Genomic DNA, 17,997 nt, shown 5'->3' on the forward strand with positions numbered 1-17,997 from the left:
AGCGAGTGATCGGTTATTGCGGTACGCCCCGGAGCCGCTGCTGAATCCTCAACAAGAATCCGGCTTCGAAGGCATCCTGGCAGTCACCGACAGGAAAGGTCTTGCGGGTTTGCGCCAGCTCCCACCACAGGGGAATCTCGCCGGGCGTATCAAGCCAAGCCTGAGCACATTGCACGCCACGTTCGATCATCGAGGCAAACTCGTTGCTCCATGGTGTCAGAAGACTTGGGCAACCATCCGCCGCAGGAATTGAAATGTAGTTTTCGTCCATACACACCCTAGATTTCTGATTTATTGTTAGACGCGGAGTACAGCCTCGAAAATCCTAACGAAGCCAAATGAAAGCTCGATAACAGGCATGAGCATCAAATAGCCTAGATATGCCAATGTAGACTATATCCCGTGGATTGAGAGTCCCTCAAGGCGCAATTTGCGCGCATGACTCAAGACTACGAACAGCTTCGTCTGCATCTGGCGGAAAACATCCGCTTGATGCGACGCGTGAAAAACCTTACCCAAGAGCAACTTGCGCTCATGGCCGAGGTGGATCGCACCTACGTCAGTCAAATCGAACGATGCACGGGCAATCCGTCGCTGATGGTCCTGTGCAAACTCGCCAATATTCTCGAAATCACGACGGATCAGCTCCTCACTGAGTCAGACACCCTTCGTCGTGCATTGAGCATCGAATAGCTACCTCGTCGCCCTGCAAATCCTTGTAAACCGACAACGCCAGCTTCAGCTTTATCACTGACGGTGTACGTTCAATCATCGAACGTGTCCAGGCCATTAGCCCAAAGAGCCTGGATCATGCCTGTCGTATGCCCATCAATTGCGCCCCAGAAGTTACGACCTTTGGCACTGAGCCTCCTGCTGGCGTGCGGGCCAAGCGTGGCGCTGGATACCGGCAGCATCACGTCCTCGGTGTTGTCGCCAAATTGCCTCGCCTACAGGGTCGTCGGCATTTGTTTCTGGCTGCTCTGCACGCCCTTCGGCTGCAAAGTCAAAACCTCGACCAAGGTGCGTCATTTCATTCCTGAGCTGGTGGTCTCGAGCTACGCCACTACGGGCAATAATCCATGGTCCGAGATGGCCACCCTCTCCTCTCCCATTGGCGGTGCGGAAGGTGGCGGCAACCTGATCACGCCGAACAGCCACCGCGACAACCTGCCTCGCTTCAAAAACGTTGATGGCATCGGTCACCCCGGTGGCTGGGCCGCCACGCAACTGGCCTCGCAATCCGGCTACGCCTGCGCCAGCGGCGCTACTGCGTTCATGCCCTACTACCTGAGCACCCTGGACTCGCTGGCCTGGCGCCAGGGCATCCCGGAAAGTCTTTACCCCGAGTCGCTCATGCCGGGGATCCGTGAAATCGGTCGGCAGGCCTTGGGAAACATGTGGGGCAACGTCTATCCCCGGCAGGGTTTTCTGGTACAGCCCGACGATTTCAAGGCGGCCGCCGTCATGGCGCAACGGGTCGGCGATGTCATTACCCGTAACGGGCAACCACATGTGTACTTACCGCTCACACCCGCACCACGCGACGGCTACTGGCCGCCGGGTCCGATCGTTGAAAACGATGCTTCAACCCACAAATGGCAGTTGCTCTCCCCCCAGGTTCAGCCCACGTGTGCCATCTTCCCCAGTGATCCGGTGCAGAGTACGGATGGTGGCTACGCCTGGTCGCTGTGGCGGCCCTACAGCTGCTGCAAACGTGAAGGACAAACCTTCCTGTTCAGCATCGACTTCGAAGGAGGTGCTTCATGAGTCGGCTTCTCGCGCGACCATGGTTGGGCGTGGTGAGTCTGTTGCTCTACGGACTGCTCGCTATAGCCACGCATGTCCATGCCGCCGAGGACAATTACCGTCTGGGCACTCAAGGAGAAGTGCTCGACGACCGAGTGATGTACACCATCGGTGGCGGCTCGGCAGTGGGCTCACCGAGCTCGCTCTACCGACCCAGCGGTCTCGGTGTCGGCGGGTCCTGGCGAGCGAACATGATGTGCGGAAACATGAGCCTCACCAATACCCTGCAGAACCAGTTGAACGGCGTCACCGAAGGTTTCCAGCAGATCATGGGCAGCGTCGTGCAACACGCGACCCAAGCGGTGATGTCGTTGCCGGCGTTGATTATCCAGCGCGCCAACCCCGGCCTCTATGAGTTGCTCAGTAACGGCGTGATGCAAGGGCGTATCGACTTCGATCGCTCGAAGCTGACCTGCCAGGCCATGGCCGAGAAGATGGCGGACAAGGTCGGTCAAGCCGGTTGGGGCGCGCTGGCCAAGAACCAGGAGATGCAGGGCAACTTGGAGCAAACCGGCGGTGATGCAGTGGCCGCGGTGAAAAACACCGAATCCCATAACGGCAACAATGGGGTGTCCTGGGTCGGCGGCTCAAAGGCCGGAGGTAATGGGCAGACGCCCATTCGGGTGACCGCCGACGTAGTGCGCGCAGGCTACAACTTGCTGCATAACCGGACGGTGGATGACAGTGCGTCGATCAGTAGCAGCGACTGTTTGGGTGGGGCCATTTGCCAGACCTGGGCTTCGCCCCAGGAGGAGTCCGAATGGGCCGTTCGCGTGCTGGGTGAGAGCGAAGTCGCGACCTGCGACAGCTGCGAAACCCTGCGTGCGACCGCTGGCAGCGGATTGACGCCGCTGATCCAGGAGGCCTACAGCGAACGCCTCAAGGCCCTGCAAGGGTTGCTGTCTGGCTCTCTGCCGCCTTCCCCTGACAACCTGGCGAAAGCCTCCAGCCCGATGCTGCCGGTGACTCGTGGCGTGATCGAAGCCCTGCGCGACGATCCCGATCAGGAACTGTTGGCACGGCGTCTGGCCAGTGAGACGGCCCTGTCCAGCGTGCTCGACAAAGCGCTCTTGCTACTGCGCACGCTGCTGGCGGGCAGTCATGAACCGAACATCGCCTCCGCCGAACCGGCACAGGTGGCCTTGACGAAAAACATCGACGCCCTGGAGCGCGAAATACGCCTGCTGCAGACCGAGCTGCAGGTCCGGCAGATGCTCGCCACCAATACCGCCAGCCTGGTGCTCGATCGGCATGCCGGCGGTGCTGATGCTTCGCGTACCGTCGAGCAAGGCGACCCCGAACCCAGTCGACTCAATGACGCTGACGCCAGGCGCAAGTGAAGCCATGAAACGCTCACTGCTATTCACTTTACTTTCGAGTCTGGGGATTGCCGCGGTGATGATCCTGACCGCCGCACTGGTCGCATGGATCGGCCGCACTGCGCTGGGTAGTTTCGAGGCCTGGCAGCAGGCATTCGAATCCGTACGGCCCTATCTGCGGTGGTGTCGTGCCCTACTCTACGGCGCCCTCTTCGCGCTTTGGTGTGATCTGCTTTGGCACTACCGTCATCGACCACAGGATCGACTGCGCGTGCAGCGCTTTGGGGTAATGGGGCTCACGCTCGTTATCTGCGTCGAGCTCATCCGACTGTGAGGTCACCACCCATGCTCATGAGCACCAACAGCTACCTGGAGTTTTACCTCTCTCTGCTGGCCTGGATCATCAACAACGGCCTCTGGAGTGTCCTGTCCGACACCGGGCTATTCGCCGCGCCCTTTGGTGCAATCATCTTGCAGGAATGGTTGTCGGCCCGTCAGCAAGGCGCGGATGAAGGTAACAGACTGCTCTCGGTGCCTCGAATCGAGAACCGGTTGTGGCTGGCCTACATCGTCGTGTTGTTCGGTTGCGCGCCGGTCTTTCCATTGAGCCTTGCCTCAATGGCATTCGACGATGCGGCGAGCCAGCGCTGCGGTGTCAGTGTGGCCAAGCCGGCAGAAACCGCCTGGAGTGTCACTTTCAATACCATCGGCGAACGTTCCGCCAACGTACCGATCTGGTGGTTTCTGGTGCATGCCTTGAGTAAAGGGGTAACCGCTGCGGCCACCGCTGCCATCCCCTGTGCACCGGATATCCGGCAGATGCGCATGGAGATCGACAGTTCGCACATCGACAGCCAGGTACTGCTGCAAGAAGTCGCCGACTTCACCCGCGACTGCTATGGTTACTCCCGCTCTCGGCTGTTCACCAACCGTCCGCAGTTGGACAAGGCACAAAGTCACGACGCGTCCTGGATCGGCTCAAGCTATTTTCTCGACACGCCCGGCTACTACGACATCGATCGCTCACGTATACCGCGAGTCAGTTGGCCCTATGACGCCAGTCGCGATGTTTCCTTGCCGCGGCTGGAGAATGGCGCGGGTTATCCCACCTGCAAGCAGTGGTGGAGCGATAGCGGTGTTGGGTTGCGCGAGCGCCTGATCCAGCAAGTCGATCCTTCGCTGCTGACTCAGCTGAAAGGTTGGTTGACTGGCCGTTCGAGCAACGAGATCGAGGATGCCACCCTGCGCGAACTGGTCAGCCCGCGCCAGCAATCGATGTCCATGTCGCCCGGACAGGTCTACCAGGACTATGGCTCCAGTGCTCGCGGCGGGTCGATCAATCAGGGACTTAATAACCTGGCCACCAATACCGGGCTAGCCCTTGGATCCTTCAGCAACTTCCCGGCGATGAACGCGCTACGCGCCGCTCTGCCAATGGTGCAGTCCTTCCTGATCATGGGCGTCATCATCAGCCTGCCGCTGGTTCTGTTGGTCAGTACCTACCAGTTGAAGACAGTCATGACGGTGACGTTTGCGCTGTTCACCTTGCACATGCTGAGCTTCTGGTGGGAACTAGCCCGCTGGGTCGACTCCAGCATGCTCGACACCTTGTACAATCAGGTTTCGGCGTCCAATCAAGTGCTGTTATCGCTGCCCACATCCGGTTTTATGGATGGGACGGTCACAGCACAAGTGATCGAGTATGTGATGGGGGCGATGTTCATCGTGCTGCCGATGGTTTTTCTAGCCACCATGAGTTGGGCCGGATATAGCGTAGGTTCCATAGCAGAAGGCATGCTAGGGAAAGGGACACTCAGTGCACAAAATGCGGGTTCGAAAGGTACTGATGCTCTGATCTCTGCAGGTACTTCAATCAGAAAAAGCTAACGACAACCCACTAATGCTCGTCCAAATCAGGTTGTCCCGGTGCACGATTGAGTTCGTACTTGCCATAAGGATCACCGAATGCCTGAGCACCGTAAAAGTCCTTTGAGTCGTTGAGTCGGCGATAGGCGATTACCCAATACAAAACCATTAGAGTCATCAACGACAGGAGCGTCCAAAAACCTACAAAAAGCAATCCTCCGATCAATGCCAGCTTGGCAATCAGAAAGCTCCCGCGAACGAGTAATTTACCCGCAGGCATACCTGCCGTCACCGCACGCTCAGCCAGGCGGGACTCAAACACTTTCAATTTGCGATAACCACGCTTTACCGACATGCCACAGGCGTACGCCCAGCGGTGGGCACGTGAGTTCTGAACAGGGTTCTGAGTCGGCATGTTCTCGCCCTCTTCTGAGCGTTTTCATGATTGAGACAGGAGTAACAGCCTACTACTGAAAACTGTCCGTGCTTGACCGTTTATCAGCTTGCCCCGCCAAAAAATCTTCACTGGAAGACAGAAGACAACCCCCGGAAAACAACTTCTCTACAGTGATTGACCCATATAAATCGTCCGACTAAATAAAAGGTACGGATCGCTGTTATCGACAGCTCCTTCCCAGGCAGCCAGAACCTTCAAGGCTACGTCACTTCGGTGATGGTTCTTCCCCAAGTGCGATTAGCGTTCGGTAGCTCGCACGGTCACCGTTTTTACGGTGATGAACGCCTACTGCTCTTTTGAGCGTCTTCCGAGCTCCGCTCGCCAGGCAAACCTTCTTGTTTTTCTTCAACCCACGGCGGGGAAATTATCTCCCGCACGGGACAGGTTTCTTCGCGTTTTCAACGGAGGCACACCATGTCCAACTCACTTACGCCGGAAGCACTGGACACCCTACAGTTGCCCATTGTGTTCACACCTGGCGCCTGGCAACGCGCAGTACTGCTCGAGCGCTCAGGTCGCCCTGAGAAGCTGCAGGTCGATCGGCTGACCAACATATTGCGCGCAGCCTTCGAGGCTCACCTGGCCTATCCACACGAGCCCTATGTGGTGTTCGAGGTAGCCCACATCGCGTCAACGGGTCATCCACGCCAAAACCCGTTGCTGCAACTGAGCCTAAGCCTGCTCCTAGAGCCAGGCCAGCCTAGCGCCTTACTGATAGCGCTTGCAGGAGAACATCAACGCTAAACGCATACGGTCGTACTCGGCACCCCGATCCACACTCAGACGGCGTGCCAGCCCTGCATCAATCCAACCATCACCCACCGGGGAACCCTCCCCGACGGGCACGGTGTTCCTCCGTTTTCTCTCGAGGAAAATGCCATGCGCGATATCTACCAAGACGTGACAGACAAGATCGTTACCGCGTTAGACCAAGGCGTTGCCCCCTGGATCAAACCCTGGTCCTCAAGTGGCTCAGCTTACATCGGCCATCAACCCTACCCCATCAACGCCATTACACAGCGTCCCTATTCGGGGATCAATTTACCGTTGCTCTGGGCCGAGGCGAGGTTGCAGGGATTCACTCAAGATCGTTGGCTGACCTTCAACCAAGCCAAAAAGGCCGGTGGGCACATCCGTAAGGGTGAGCACAGCACGCTGGCGGTGCTCTACAAGCCAATGGAGCGCGAGGAACAGACCGAGTCAGGCCAACCCGTACTTGATGAAAACGGTCAGCCCAAGGTCACTCACTTTAGCCTTCTCAGGACACATTTTCTGTTCAACATCGAGCAAACGGAGGGGCTCGAAACGTTCAATGAAACCCTCCTCGAGACGGAACCGAGTGATCCCTTCCAGGCCAACAGCGCTGCGGAAAATCTGCTGTTAAGTTCGGGGGCACACATCATTCATCGATCGGCCGACGTAGCCTTTTACCACCCAATCAGGGATCTCATCCAACTGCCGACAAAAGCGCAATTTCACGATGAAGGTGGGTACTACGCCACCGCACTGCACGAGCTGACGCACTGGACCGGGCATCACGCTCGGTTGCAGCGCGAAGGCGTGACGTCATCCTGTCCGTTCGGCTCGCCAGGTTACGCGTTTGAGGAGTTGATCGCCGAAATGGGCGCGGCGTTTTTATGCGCCTACGCCGGTATACAGGGAGAGCTGCGGCACGAAGGCTACATCGACTCCTGGCTCGGACTGCTCAAGTCGGACAAACGTGCGATCTTTCGCGCCAGCGGTCACGCCCGAAGCGCCTCGGAGTATGTGCTCAACCTGGAGCAGCAACTGAAGCAAGCCGTCGTGGATGACGCACGATGCATGAACGATGGCGCTTAATCGTTACCTCGCCACTGCAATCGCTTCACAGGGCCCAACGCGAGTTGAGCCCTTTTTTCTGTGCTCTGAAAAAACCACGCAGTGGGACTCTGACGCAAGAAACAAGAGATGAGAACACACCCGCGGTGTGTCAATCCGCATCCAGGTTCTGTGCCAGAAAATCCACCAGATCGAGCGGACTCCGGCTGTCGATCACCTTGTAGATCAGATCGCGTTTACTGCGCGGTAACTTCTTCACCACACTCTTCGCTGAGGCCCTGACGGCTTCATCGGTCCCATGGATACGTGCTGCGAGCAGCAGCACGAGCGTGGCGTCAGTGAGGTTCATGGCAAGACCCAAAAAATATGCACCGTAGTGTACCGACTCTTTTCTTTTCCGTACTAGCCCCCAACAAAACGATATCTCTCGAAATCGATATTCCGGTTGCCGCACAAAGGGACACGAGCCAAAAGGACGGGCAAGGGTTGGAAGGGAATGGGGACTCAAGGGGAAAAGCTCTATCCGAAAAGGCTAAAGGCCACCGACCCAGCCACTCCCCGGAGGTCACGATGCTCCGTCTGTTTCGTCACAAAAGGCAGAAGCCCTCTCCGCCACCGACCATGAGTGTCGCCGAAGGCTTCCTGCCCGTTGAGTCGGCCCACAGTTTGTTAGCCGCGGAGCACCGCCGTCAGTTGCTCGATCGCATTTGGCAGTACACCGCCCTCTCCCACGCGCAATTCATCCAACTCTATTTACATCCGATCCATCGCTACGCCGAACAGGTCCAGCAACTCCCGGCCAGCGAGACGCACCACCATGCGTATCTTGGCGGCATGCTCGACCATGGGCTGGAGCTGGTCGCTTGCAGTTTGAAACTGCGCCAATCGTATCTACTGCCCACTGGCGCCGCGCCCGAAGATCAAGCCGCCCAGACCGATGCCTGGTCGGCGGGTATTGCTTATGGCGCCCTGCTGCATGACATTGGCAAGATCGCCGTGGACCTGCAGGTCGAACGCCAGGATGGCCGTGTTTGGCATCCTTGGCAGGCCCCCCTGGATCAGCCCTACCGTTTTCGCTACGTTAAAGGTCGCGACTACCACCTGCACGGCGCCGCCGCAGGTTTGCTCTACACCCAGATTCTCGACCGACCTATCCTGGACTGGCTCAGTGACTTTCCGTCGCTGTGGGCCAGCTTGCTGTATGTCCTGGCCGGTCAGTACGAACGTGCCGGCGTGCTCGGTGAGTTGGTGATTCAAGCCGACCGCGTCTCCACCGCACAGAACATCGGCGGCAACCCAAGCAAGGCCCTGCAAGCGCCGATTCATTCGCTGCAACATCACTTGATCAGTGGATTGCGTCATCTGGTTCAACACGAACTGAAACTCAACCAGCCTGGTGCCGCGGGTTGGCTGACTCAAGACGCATTGTGGCTGGTCAGTAAGACGGTCACCGACAAGCTGCGAGCCTACCTGCTGTCGCAGTCGGTTGAGGGCATCCCCACGTCCAACATCGCGGTGTTCGACGAACTGCAGTCGCATGGGCTGGTCGAGTCGACTCCAGAAGGCAAAGCCATCTGGACTGCGCTCGTGGCACAGGGAAACTGGCAGCAGAGCTTTACCTTTCTGCGCCTTCAACCGGCGTTGATTTGGGGAAACGAAGACCGCCCCAAAACTTACAGCGGAACGGTGAATGTGGCAGTCGATGACCACCCGACTGACGCTCCGGTATCACCACCAGCGCCCAAGGCAGGCGGAACAGGATCACATCAAAACCAATCGCTGGAAGATCCACTGGCGATGGAGGATGCCGATCACCTCGGAACGTTACTGGATATGTTCGAGTTGGAGGAGCCGGAGGTCAGCGACGCATCGTCAGCAAGCACTCTCGAAATCTCAAATCCCTCGTCGTATAACCCTGGCCAGGCATTTCTGAATTGGGTCAAGGAAGGCATCCTGAGCCACAAGCTGATCATCAATGACAGCAAGGCCAAAATCCATACGGTCAGTGGCAGCGTATTTCTGGTCACGCCTGGTCTCTTCCAACGCTACGCGCAGGAGTTTCCTAGTATCTCACAGGGTGCGGATCAAGAGATTGAAGAATGGCGCTGGGTGCAGAAGCAATTTGAAAAGCTGAACATCCACAGGAAGCGAGACAACGGTCTGAATATCTGGGCATGCCAAGTGCAAGGCCCTAGGAAAAAAACCACCTTGAAGGGATATCTGATAGAGGAACCAAAGTTACTTTTTGAATTGATACCAGCCGATAATCCTTTTCTTAAAATCGAAAAAGGTTAAATTTCCATGGCGCCCCATTGGTGCGGATCGAAACGCAGTTGCTTCAAGTCTCTGTTACCCATCCCTGGGGACGCATCGTCATCAATGATAGATTGGCCACACTCTTCCTAAACCCTTTAACTTTCAAGGCCTTCAAACGACATCCTTCGCGCTAGTACCATTTTTGTACGATTCGCTAACCCTTCCGTGCGAGATCATAGGTTTGTCCTCGCCTTGCCCAGTGAAGGCCAGCATTGTTTCTCATCGCTCACGTCTTTACCCATTGATTCGTCGAACGAGAAATGACGGCATCATGCCCATCAGTCCATTACCCTGTTGGACATGCGGTGATGAGCCGCTTTGACAAAGCCGTCCGCATCCGATTCATAGGTACGTTGAAGCTCCAGCAGTTGCCATTTGTTTATACGGGGCGTCAGCAGACAAAAAACTAAGGTGCACCCATTCGATGCCACGTTGCTGGATTTGACGTCAACAAAAAACCGAACCGGGTCTACAGCAGCTTCGGCTTTCTACTAACAACAGATGCGCAGTGTCGAGTCGACTATTGCTTCCGTTGTTCGGCAACCTGACTGGCCGTGACCGTTCCTTGCTTGCCACCGAACTGGGCAATCACGTAGTTGGCCAATTCGGCAACTTCTTCGTCCGAATGACTCTCGGCGAATCCGGGCATGGACTCATGGTGTTCGTCAATGCTGATACGAGTCCCCATCAGAATGGCCTGGACCACGCTGCGCCCTTGCGGGTCGTTGCTCGCAGTGCTGCCCCGCAATGACGCGTACTTTGTCTGTCGCCCCTGCCCGTTCCACAGATGACAGCCAGCGCAGTTCTGCGCAAACAGGCGCTGACCAAGAGAGTCTTGCCGCGGAGTCGGCGCAACAACAGTGGCCGCCAAGGCAGATTGGGGCTTGAGGTTGACAGCGGTCGCGCTGTCCCCGGCAATCGCTGGGATGTCACGCAAGTAAGTCAGCATGGCCTGAATGTCCCCCGGAGTCAGGTACTGCAAGCTATGCTCCACGGCTTCGGCCATCGGGCCGGAGGCACTGCTGCGTCCCGGGGCATGCCCCGTTGCCAGATAGGCCGCCAATTGCTGCTCGCTCCAGTTGCCGATGCCGGTCTCCTTGTGCGGGGTAATATTGGCAGCGAACCAGCCCTGGACCACCTCGCCTGCCAGATACTGGCTCTGCTTCATGGCAAAAGCCAGGTTGCGCGGTGAATGGCATTCGCCACAATGACCCAGTGCCGTTGTCAGGTAGGCGCCGCGGTTCCACTGTTCACCTTTGTCTGGGTTGCTGGTAAAGCGCCTGTTTTCGAAGAAGGCCAGGTTCCACAATGCCATGCCCCAACGCTGATTGAACGGAAACGACAAGTCGTTGCTCGGGTTCGGCTGTTTGACCGGCGGTAGACTGAAAAGGTACGCCTTGATCGCCAGCGCATCCTCACGGCTCATGGCGGTATAGGAGGTATAAGGCATCGCCGGGTAAAGGTTACCCTCGGGCCCTACACCCTCACGGACCGCACGCACGAACTGATCGTCGCTCCAGTTGCCGATTCCCGTTTCCCGGTCGGCAGTGATATTGGTGCCGTAAATCGTGCCAAACGGCAACTTGAAGGTCAGACCTCCCGCATAGGGCTTGCCGCCCGGAACCGTATGGCAGGCCACGCAATCGGCCGCACGTGCCAGGTACTCACCCCGCGCCAGCTTGGCAGTGATCTCGACCGGAGCACCGGCGATCGGAGCCGAGGGTTCGGCCCCCACCGGGCGTAGCAGCACATAGAGTACATAGACCGCGACGAGCGCTCCCGACACGAAGAGCAACCACAGCAGTCGTTTCCAGGTGCTACTCATGATGCCTCCTCCTTGCCCAACGTCGTGGATGCCTCATGGATGGCCGCACGGATGCGCACATAGGTCGCGCAACGGCAGACATTGCCGGCCATCGCCGCATCAATATCTGCATCGCTCGGTGCGACATGCTGCATCAGTAGCGCAGTGGCACTCATGATCTGCCCGGACTGGCAATATCCGCATTGCACCACATCCAAGTTTAACCAGGCCTGCTGCACTGCCTGGCCGGCCGGGGTGGCGCCAATGCCCTCGATGGTGGTCACCTTTTTGCCTTGTGCGGCAGCCACGGGCATGACGCAAGCGCGGACGGGCACGCCGTCCATATGAACGGTACAGGCGCCGCACATGGCCATGCCACAGCCGAACTTGGTACCCGTCAGTCCGGCCTCGTCGCGCAGATACCACAACAAAGGCATGCTGGGATCGCCGTCGAAAGACAACGGCTGGTCATTCACAGTCAAGTCTATCATCCGTCGTTCCTTATAGATTTGGGTTTGGCCGGTACAGGGGCAGGTTCAGCGAAGTGCGTGGTCGCCCAAGTTGCACAAGGGCATTGCCTACGGCAGGAGCGATGACCGGGACTCCCAGTTCGCCCACACCGGTGGGGTTCTCGCTGGACGGCACGATTACCACTTCGATCTGCGGCATCTCATCGATGCGCAGCGGGCGGTAGTTGTGGAAATTGGATTGCTCTACTAGCCCGTCTTGGAGGGTGATGCTGCTGTACAGGGCGATACCCAGTCCGTAACCGATACCGCCCTCAATCTGGGCACGAACCACGTCGGGATTAACCACCAGGCCACAATCCACCGCACACCAGACTTTGTGTACGCGCGGAATGCCACCTTCGCCCAAGGACACTTCGGCAATTTGCGCCACATAGGTACCAAAAGCTTTCGCCACACCCACACCACGCGCCCTGCCCTCTACCACACCTGCGCCCTGCCAGTTGGCAGCCTTGGCCACGGCGCGTAGCACGCCGGCCTCACGTGGCGCATTGCCCATCAGCGCCAGGCGCCCCTCTACCGGGTCCTGCCCAGTTTCGTTCAGCAGTTGATCAATGAAACTCTCGACAGCATGCCCGGTGTGGGTGCTGGCCACAGAGCGCAGCGAGCTGGTCGGCACCTTTCCGGGAACGATATGCGCGTCACAACGGAAGTGTTCGAAGCTGTACGGGATCTCGCTGGCCCCTTCGACCATCATCTGATCAAGGCCGTTGGCCACCACCAGGGCGGCCATGGCACTGTCGACCGCCCAGGAGTGACCGACAACTGTGTCGGTCCAGGCAGTCACCTTACCGTCACGAATCGCCGCCCGCAGGCGGTGGAGGATCATCGGTCGATACCAACCATTGCGAATATCGTCCTCGCGGGTCCAGACCACCTTGGTCCCGTGACCGGGGCCGATGGCCTTGGCCGCAGCCGCCATGTCCGCCGCCAGGTCCGGGCCGAGAATTGGGTTGCCTAGATCGATGCGTCGGCCGAAGCTACCGCCCGCCAGGATCGTCTCGATCTGCACCTTTTCCGGCGGTAGCTGGAACAGGTCGCACAGCTGCTTGTGGTCGAGGCTCTGGATCTGACAGCCGTAGCGTGCCTTGACCTCGCTGCCATCCCAGAACAGGTAACCCACCAGGGGCTCCATCGGTGCATGGGCTACATAAGGAAAAATATATTCCGCCTCTATCACCTTGTCGGCGTTCTTGAACGCTTCATCGGGGGTCCCCCGGTTGGCGGCGATCACCCCACTCTTCTGCGACACCTGACGGAACTCGGCGAATATCTGTTCGGAGCTGCGCATCTCCGACTGGGCATCGTCCCAGTCGACTTTAAGCTTGTTGCGTCCCTGAAGCGCTGCCCACGTATTCTTGCCGTACACGGCGACACCGGTGTCGATCTGCTTGACCGCGACGACGCCTGGGATTGCTAAGGCTTCACTGGCATCGAACGCGCGCACCTTACCGCCAAAACGCGGCGATTTACTGATGGTGACAGTCAACATGTCCGGTTCGTGAATGTCCTCAGAAAACTGCGCCGTGCCGTTGGTCTTGGCCAGCGAGTCGACACGATGAAGCCCGTTCTGCCGACCGATCAAGGTGAAGTTGGCCGGATCTTTGAGCACCACAGTAGTCAGATCCGGAGCCGGCACACGAGTCGCCAGAGCGGCGAACTGGCCAAAGCCACCCTCGCGCCCACTGGCAGCATGGCGGATTCTGCCCTGGCTGACAGTGATTTCCTGTGCCGGCACTCGCCAAAGACTGGCGGCGGCCTGAACCAGCATGACCCGGGCCATGGCGCCCATGCGACGCATCTGCTGATAAGCATTGGCCACCGAGCTGGAACCGCCAGTGCCTTGAAAGCCAAACGCCAAGTTCTTGTACACCGCGATATCCACCGGCGCAGCCAGCACCCGCATCTGCGCCCAATCGGCGTCCAGCTCTTCGGCCACCAGAGTGGCCATGCCGGTATAGGCCCCCTGGCCCACCTCGGTATGTTTGCTCAGTACTGTGACAATGCCGTCTTCGCCAATCTGCACGAAAGCGTTGGGCGCAAAGGCATTGTCGGCCGCAGCCGTCGTGTGACCAACAGCGTTGGCCCCGGCACCTTTGCCGGGTAGATAGGCACCGATGACCAACACTCCAGCGCTCATGACAAACCGGCGTCGCGAAAGTGAGACCTCAGATATTTTCATTGTTCGTAGCTCCAGTCGATCGCAACGGACTCATACACCAGTCAACACCAAATCCAATATAGTTCGGACGCCCTATCATTGATCGAATAACAAGCACGACAGCGATATAGACCGAGTCTCGATACTAGAGACGATATTCCAATTGATTAAGTCGCCCCTAGCTTCGTTTCCATCTTTAAGTTTTAAGCTGCTTATCATTCCCCCATTTTCTGCCTGGGCAGTCATATTGTAAAAAAAGATACTGATTTCGTCCTTAATTCCAGTGGTCGAAAGTAGTCATGGGTGGGGGATATGTCTTACCCGTTGCTCAATAACAGTGCCGCTCGCAAGGACCATAGGCTTTCCCATCGGAGTCGTCCATTGAGCATCCGAAGTGCCAAACCGAACGGAGTGCTCCGTGAAACGGTTGCCGAAAGCAAAGGCCACACGGACTTCAGTTCCGTGATGTGATCGGGGATGTCTTTGGTCGTGGACCATCAGGTAGTGAGTGATGATGTCCGTCCCCATGTGTGAAGATTCTCCCACTGCTATCCCGTCTAGGCATAGAAGTCGAGGTCATCGAAGTTTATGCTGCGATGCTTTCGTAATACATGATGAGCGGCTAGATGGACCTTTTTATTCTCGAAAACGCAACATCAAGTGCACATTGAGCTTATTGTAAAGAGAATCAACGCATCGACACCCGACATGACAAATCCGGATAAAATTTGGAGCAACCATTTCCCTAACTTGCGCCATGTGGCGTTTACGACATTACCCTTTCGTGCAGATCCTAACGCCAATTTCTGGTTGTGTAGAGGCAGTCATGCAGAACTAACTAGGATTAGGCAAAATTCTGATCAGATTGGGCAGGGATCAGTCTTTCTCTGATCATACGTCAGTGGAGATCAGGCCGAGAAACATCATGAGGTTCTGGTTGGAGTTCGTCACCCGTAAGCCTTGTTGCTGGTTTTTGCTCCGGGCGCTAGCGGCGATACCAAGGAGAAGCAGATCTATCCAATTATATCGTCTCGAACATCCAGAACCCTCTTTCTAGGACAAATGGTGTCGGTGACTAACAGGTCTGGGTGCACAATATGTGGCTCTGGCTCGATCCAATAGAGCTCGATCAGTTTCAACTGGCTCCGATGCAATAGGAAGAACAGAACGTGCAGATATCGTGGAGTATGCTTGGGGGCCTGCCCACGCCCAAGGGAACCGTGGGCATAGCCGTCAGCCTGCAAAATTCGGAAGCGCTTGAGATGAGCGAGCGCAAGGCCGCCAATCCATCGAAGCCACAGCGCATGTCCGTGACGCCGGCGGCGATCCAGAGACGGGTTCCTGTGGATGGGGCAACCCATCGCAATAGCAATAAATGCTGCAGGACGAGTTGCAGCGTCTGGTGTGTGCCCTAATACGCAGCTTGGCTTTTCCCAACTCCTCAACGATCTCGCAATGACACTCTTCCCGTTGCTGACGACTTGCGGCGTATGCGTCCGGCCATCACGCCTTGCGGGTTGGGAAACTACCCCTTCACTTTGAAGTTTTCGGTTTTGCCAGGCTTGCATCCTTGTGCTTCATTTTGGGGACTCAGTTCAGATGCGTTTTGAGCTCTAGTGCTGCCTGACGCACCGCAGCCCTGACCTCCGGAATCGAGCTCAGCGGATTGAGCAAGCCGAAGTCATGGATCATGCCGTTGTAGCGCACTGAGGTGACCGGCACACCGGCCGCATCCAGGTGGCGGGCATAACCTTCGCCTTCATCACGCAATACGTCGAGTTCGGCGGTCTGCACCAAGGCGGCCGGCAGACCCTTGAGCTGTTCGGCGCTGGCGTTGAGCGGTGAGGCATGGATCTGTGCGCGCTCGGCCGGGTTGGTGGTGTAGTTGTCCCAGAACCACTGCATCATGCCCTTCGTCAGGAAGTGACCCTCGGCAAATTGCTGATACGACCCATTGTCGAACCCGGCGTTGGTGACCGGCCACATCAGTAACTGGAAGCGCAGGCCGGGGCTTTCTGTTCCTTGGCCATCAAGGCCACGACCGCCGCCATGTTGCCGCCCACGCTGTTGCCGGCCACCGCCAGGCGTTTGCCGTCGACGTTGATTTCCTTGCCATGTTCGGCCACCCAGCGGGTCGCCGCGTAGGCCTGGTTGATCGCCGTCGGGTAATGCGCTTCCGGCGACGGTGTGTAGTCGACGTACACCGCCACTGCACCGGAGCCCACCACCAGGTCACGAATCAGGCGCTCGTGAGTCGGGAAGCCGCCCAGTACCCAGCCGCCACCGTGAAAGAACATGAACACCGGCAACTCGCCTTTGACCTTGGCCAGGCGCACCACTTTGAGGTTGAGGGTCTGGCCATCGACCTTGATCGCCTTGTCGCTGAACTCCACACCGGACAGGTCCACTTTCACTGAGGCTTGTGCGCCAGTCAGCACCGCACGGGCGTCTTTCGGGCTCAGTTGCTCCAGCGGTTTTCCGCCACCGGCCGCCAGGGCTTCAAGAAAGGCTTGGGTGTTGTGCTCGACGCCTGGACTGCCTGCGGCAATGGCATTGCCTATGGAAATAGCCAGGAGAGAAATGGCCAGAGTTTTCTGGATGATGTCCATGGGTAATCCTTTTTGGTTGTTTGAGTTTGAATATGTGAAGTCGGCGCCGGTAAGTTCGGCCGGCGCTTTTTATTTATTTTCGGAAGGCAAAATACGAACAGCCGAAGGCACCTCAAAAACCGGCGTGATCGCTGTCCGGCGCACTTTCTTGTGTTGAGTCAGGCGCGGGTGCAGCGGGCATTACTCGATCAGCGGAACGTTGGCCGCTCGTTTGTAAGGCCCGTACTCCAACGGCACCCACTCGAAATGCTTGTCCACGGCGCTGATATGACCGATGCCGGGGAACGGCAAGTGCGCGGCCGCCACCCAGGTCTTGCTCGCGGCAGCGGCACTGAACACCTGATTGCGACTCTTGATCGCTTGCTGATTGTCAACGTCGAACCCGATCGACACCTCCGGGTGCAGGAATTGCACGGCGAGGTCGTGCACCAGATCCCCCATGAACAGGATGCTCTGCCCCTGGGAGGTGAAGCGGTAAGTGCTGCTGCCCGGCGTGTGTCCGGTCTCCAGTTGGGCCTCGACCACACCCGGCAGCGGCGACTGACCCGGGGAGAAGGTTTTGAAGCGCCCCGCGGCGATGTAAGGTGCAGTGGAGTCCTGTGCGATCTTGAAGAAGCCTTTGGCCGCCTCCGGAGCTTTAGCCAGCGCCTGCGGGTCTAGCCAGTAATCGGCCTCGGCCTTGGCGGCATACACAGAGGCTTTGGCGAAGATCGGCTGCTGCTGACCATCCACCAGACCGCAGACATGATCCAGATGCAAGTGCGTAAGCAGGATGGCATCGACCTGATCCGGCTTGTAGCCGGCGGCTTGTATGTTGGCCGAGAGCTGGCCTGCGGTAGCGCCGATGCACTGCCCGGCCCCGGTGTCGACCAGAATCAGTTGTTTGCCAGTATTGATCAGGAAGGCGTTAAACGCCGTCTGCACGCCCGGTGTTTCAATCGCACGACGGGCGAGCAGCGCGCGGATCTGACTCTGGCTCATGCCCTGTAGCAGCTTCGGTGAAAGATCGTTGTAACCGTCGAACAGCGCCGTCACTTCGTAATCCCCCACCGCCAACCGATAGTAGCCGGGGACCTGAGTGGCCTGAATCGGCGCCTGAGCCTGGGCGCCAACAGAAGTCAGCACGAATGCCAGGCCGAATCCACGCAGTGTGCAAACCAGAGAATGCTTCATGCCTCACCTTTGATCGAGTCAGAAAACGGCTAATCACGTCAGCCGAGTAAATTCGATCATGCAACCCGCCCAACACCGTGAAATAGCAGCGATGTGCTGATTTAGCGCAGTGGTATGACACTGCATATGAATGGACTTTGA

The 17,997-nt window shown here is 57.7% G+C and carries 16 protein-coding genes and 1 pseudogene; 9 read left to right on the top strand and 8 right to left on the bottom strand.

The annotated features are described in order from the left end of the window. Positions 1-13: 13 nt before the first annotated feature. Positions 14-271 (bottom strand): LasR-specific antiactivator QslA, encoded by a 258-nt coding sequence (locus tag NHU87_RS09715; protein ID WP_034128270.1) that lies wholly within the window; start codon positions 269-271, stop codon positions 14-16. 167 nt (positions 272-438) lie between these two features. On the opposite strand from NHU87_RS09715, the gene NHU87_RS09720 reads away from it, so the two are divergent. The 5 genes from NHU87_RS09720 (at position 439) to NHU87_RS09740 (ending at position 5,012) form a co-directional block, all read left to right on the top strand. Beyond that, a complete protein-coding gene (locus NHU87_RS09720; RefSeq protein WP_010567732.1) occupies positions 439-693 on the top strand; it encodes a helix-turn-helix domain-containing protein in 255 nt (84 codons plus the stop codon). Positions 694-810: 117 nt separating this feature from the next. Then, a complete protein-coding gene (locus NHU87_RS09725; RefSeq protein WP_253547830.1) occupies positions 811-1,767 on the top strand; it encodes a TIGR03756 family integrating conjugative element protein in 957 nt (318 codons plus the stop codon). Beyond that, the gene (locus NHU87_RS09730; protein ID WP_253547833.1) at positions 1,764-3,146 is read left to right on the top strand and encodes an integrating conjugative element protein; all 1,383 of its coding nucleotides are present in this window, start codon (positions 1,764-1,766) and stop codon (positions 3,144-3,146) included. The genes NHU87_RS09725 and NHU87_RS09730 overlap by 4 nt, the downstream gene beginning before the upstream one ends. 4 nt (positions 3,147-3,150) lie before the next feature. After that, positions 3,151-3,459 (top strand): hypothetical protein, encoded by a 309-nt coding sequence (locus tag NHU87_RS09735; protein ID WP_253547835.1) that lies wholly within the window; start codon positions 3,151-3,153, stop codon positions 3,457-3,459. Between the two features lie 11 nt (positions 3,460-3,470). Next, positions 3,471-5,012: a conjugal transfer protein TraG N-terminal domain-containing protein gene (locus tag NHU87_RS09740; protein WP_253547838.1), complete on the top strand. Its 1,542-nt coding sequence runs from the start codon at positions 3,471-3,473 to the stop codon at positions 5,010-5,012. A gap of 10 nt (positions 5,013-5,022) precedes the next feature. On the opposite strand, the gene NHU87_RS09745 is transcribed toward NHU87_RS09740, so the two are convergent. Then, positions 5,023-5,406, bottom strand: a complete 384-nt coding sequence (locus tag NHU87_RS09745) for a DUF3742 family protein (RefSeq protein ID WP_253547841.1) — start codon at positions 5,404-5,406, stop codon at positions 5,023-5,025. A gap of 456 nt (positions 5,407-5,862) precedes the next feature. Between NHU87_RS09745 and NHU87_RS09750 the strand changes: the two genes are divergently transcribed. Further along, positions 5,863-6,192, top strand: coding sequence for a hypothetical protein (locus NHU87_RS09750; RefSeq protein WP_253547844.1), 330 nt, complete (start codon positions 5,863-5,865; stop codon positions 6,190-6,192). Between the two features lie 135 nt (positions 6,193-6,327). Next, a complete protein-coding gene (locus NHU87_RS09755) occupies positions 6,328-7,287 on the top strand; it encodes an ArdC family protein (RefSeq protein WP_253547847.1) in 960 nt (319 codons plus the stop codon). Between the two features lie 130 nt (positions 7,288-7,417). Here NHU87_RS09755 and NHU87_RS09760 read toward each other — a convergent pair whose 3' ends face one another. Next, positions 7,418-7,615, bottom strand: coding sequence for a DUF7740 domain-containing protein (locus NHU87_RS09760; protein ID WP_253547850.1), 198 nt, complete (start codon positions 7,613-7,615; stop codon positions 7,418-7,420). Between the two features lie 221 nt (positions 7,616-7,836). On the opposite strand from NHU87_RS09760, the gene mobH reads away from it, so the two are divergent. Beyond that, entirely contained in the window at positions 7,837-9,561 is a 1,725-nt protein-coding gene (gene mobH, locus NHU87_RS09765) for a MobH family relaxase (protein WP_253547853.1), read from the top strand. A gap of 541 nt (positions 9,562-10,102) precedes the next feature. Here mobH and NHU87_RS09770 read toward each other — a convergent pair. From NHU87_RS09770 to NHU87_RS09790, 4 genes and pseudogenes are all read right to left on the bottom strand, one after another. Next, positions 10,103-11,407 carry a cytochrome c gene (locus NHU87_RS09770; protein WP_253547856.1) on the bottom strand — a complete coding sequence of 435 codons (1,305 nt, stop codon included), beginning with the start codon at positions 11,405-11,407 and terminating at the stop codon, positions 10,103-10,105. After that, the gene (locus tag NHU87_RS09775; protein WP_253547858.1) at positions 11,404-11,877 is read right to left on the bottom strand and encodes a (2Fe-2S)-binding protein; all 474 of its coding nucleotides are present in this window, start codon (positions 11,875-11,877) and stop codon (positions 11,404-11,406) included. Before NHU87_RS09775 ends, NHU87_RS09770 begins: the two co-directional genes overlap by 4 nt. Positions 11,878-11,887: 10 nt before the next feature. After that, positions 11,888-14,095, bottom strand: coding sequence for a xanthine dehydrogenase family protein molybdopterin-binding subunit (locus NHU87_RS09780; RefSeq protein ID WP_253547861.1), 2,208 nt, complete (start codon positions 14,093-14,095; stop codon positions 11,888-11,890). Between the two features lie 1,569 nt (positions 14,096-15,664). Beyond that, positions 15,665-16,683 (bottom strand): annotated as a pseudogene (locus NHU87_RS09790) (alpha/beta hydrolase). Here NHU87_RS09790 and NHU87_RS09795 point away from each other — a divergent pair. Next, positions 16,682-16,840, top strand: coding sequence for a hypothetical protein (locus NHU87_RS09795; RefSeq protein WP_253547864.1), 159 nt, complete (start codon positions 16,682-16,684; stop codon positions 16,838-16,840). The pseudogene NHU87_RS09790 and the gene NHU87_RS09795 sit on opposite strands and share 2 nt — an antisense overlap. Before the next feature lie 23 nt (positions 16,841-16,863). On the opposite strand, the gene NHU87_RS09800 is transcribed toward NHU87_RS09795, so the two are convergent. After that, positions 16,864-17,856 (bottom strand): MBL fold metallo-hydrolase, encoded by a 993-nt coding sequence (locus tag NHU87_RS09800; RefSeq protein ID WP_253547867.1) that lies wholly within the window; start codon positions 17,854-17,856, stop codon positions 16,864-16,866. Between the last annotated feature and the right edge of the window lie 141 nt (positions 17,857-17,997).

Source organism: Pseudomonas mandelii, from assembly GCF_024138395.1.
Taxonomy (GTDB): domain Bacteria; phylum Pseudomonadota; class Gammaproteobacteria; order Pseudomonadales; family Pseudomonadaceae; genus Aquipseudomonas; species Aquipseudomonas mandelii_E.

Excerpts from the sequence above, each read along its gene's own strand:
- NHU87_RS09770 (WP_253547856.1), bottom strand. The coding sequence starts at position 11,407 with ATGAGTAGCACCTGGAAACGACTGCTGTGGTTGCTCTTCGTGTCGGGA.
- NHU87_RS09800 (WP_253547867.1), bottom strand. The coding sequence starts at position 17,856 with ATGAAGCATTCTCTGGTTTGCACACTGCGTGGATTCGGCCTGGCATTC.
- NHU87_RS09735 (WP_253547835.1), top strand. The coding sequence starts at position 3,151 with ATGAAACGCTCACTGCTATTCACTTTACTTTCGAGTCTGGGGATTGCC.
- mobH (WP_253547853.1), top strand. The coding sequence starts at position 7,837 with ATGCTCCGTCTGTTTCGTCACAAAAGGCAGAAGCCCTCTCCGCCACCG.
- NHU87_RS09730 (WP_253547833.1), top strand. The coding sequence starts at position 1,764 with ATGAGTCGGCTTCTCGCGCGACCATGGTTGGGCGTGGTGAGTCTGTTG.
- NHU87_RS09755 (WP_253547847.1), top strand. The coding sequence starts at position 6,328 with ATGCGCGATATCTACCAAGACGTGACAGACAAGATCGTTACCGCGTTA.
- NHU87_RS09715 (WP_034128270.1), bottom strand. The coding sequence starts at position 271 with ATGGACGAAAACTACATTTCAATTCCTGCGGCGGATGGTTGCCCAAGT.
- NHU87_RS09725 (WP_253547830.1), top strand. The coding sequence starts at position 811 with ATGCCTGTCGTATGCCCATCAATTGCGCCCCAGAAGTTACGACCTTTG.
- NHU87_RS09720 (WP_010567732.1), top strand. The coding sequence starts at position 439 with ATGACTCAAGACTACGAACAGCTTCGTCTGCATCTGGCGGAAAACATC.
- NHU87_RS09780 (WP_253547861.1), bottom strand. The coding sequence starts at position 14,095 with ATGAAAATATCTGAGGTCTCACTTTCGCGACGCCGGTTTGTCATGAGC.
- NHU87_RS09775 (WP_253547858.1), bottom strand. The coding sequence starts at position 11,877 with ATGATAGACTTGACTGTGAATGACCAGCCGTTGTCTTTCGACGGCGAT.
- NHU87_RS09795 (WP_253547864.1), top strand. The coding sequence starts at position 16,682 with ATGGGTAATCCTTTTTGGTTGTTTGAGTTTGAATATGTGAAGTCGGCG.
- NHU87_RS09760 (WP_253547850.1), bottom strand. The coding sequence starts at position 7,615 with ATGAACCTCACTGACGCCACGCTCGTGCTGCTGCTCGCAGCACGTATC.
- NHU87_RS09740 (WP_253547838.1), top strand. The coding sequence starts at position 3,471 with ATGCTCATGAGCACCAACAGCTACCTGGAGTTTTACCTCTCTCTGCTG.
- NHU87_RS09750 (WP_253547844.1), top strand. The coding sequence starts at position 5,863 with ATGTCCAACTCACTTACGCCGGAAGCACTGGACACCCTACAGTTGCCC.
- NHU87_RS09745 (WP_253547841.1), bottom strand. The coding sequence starts at position 5,406 with ATGCCGACTCAGAACCCTGTTCAGAACTCACGTGCCCACCGCTGGGCG.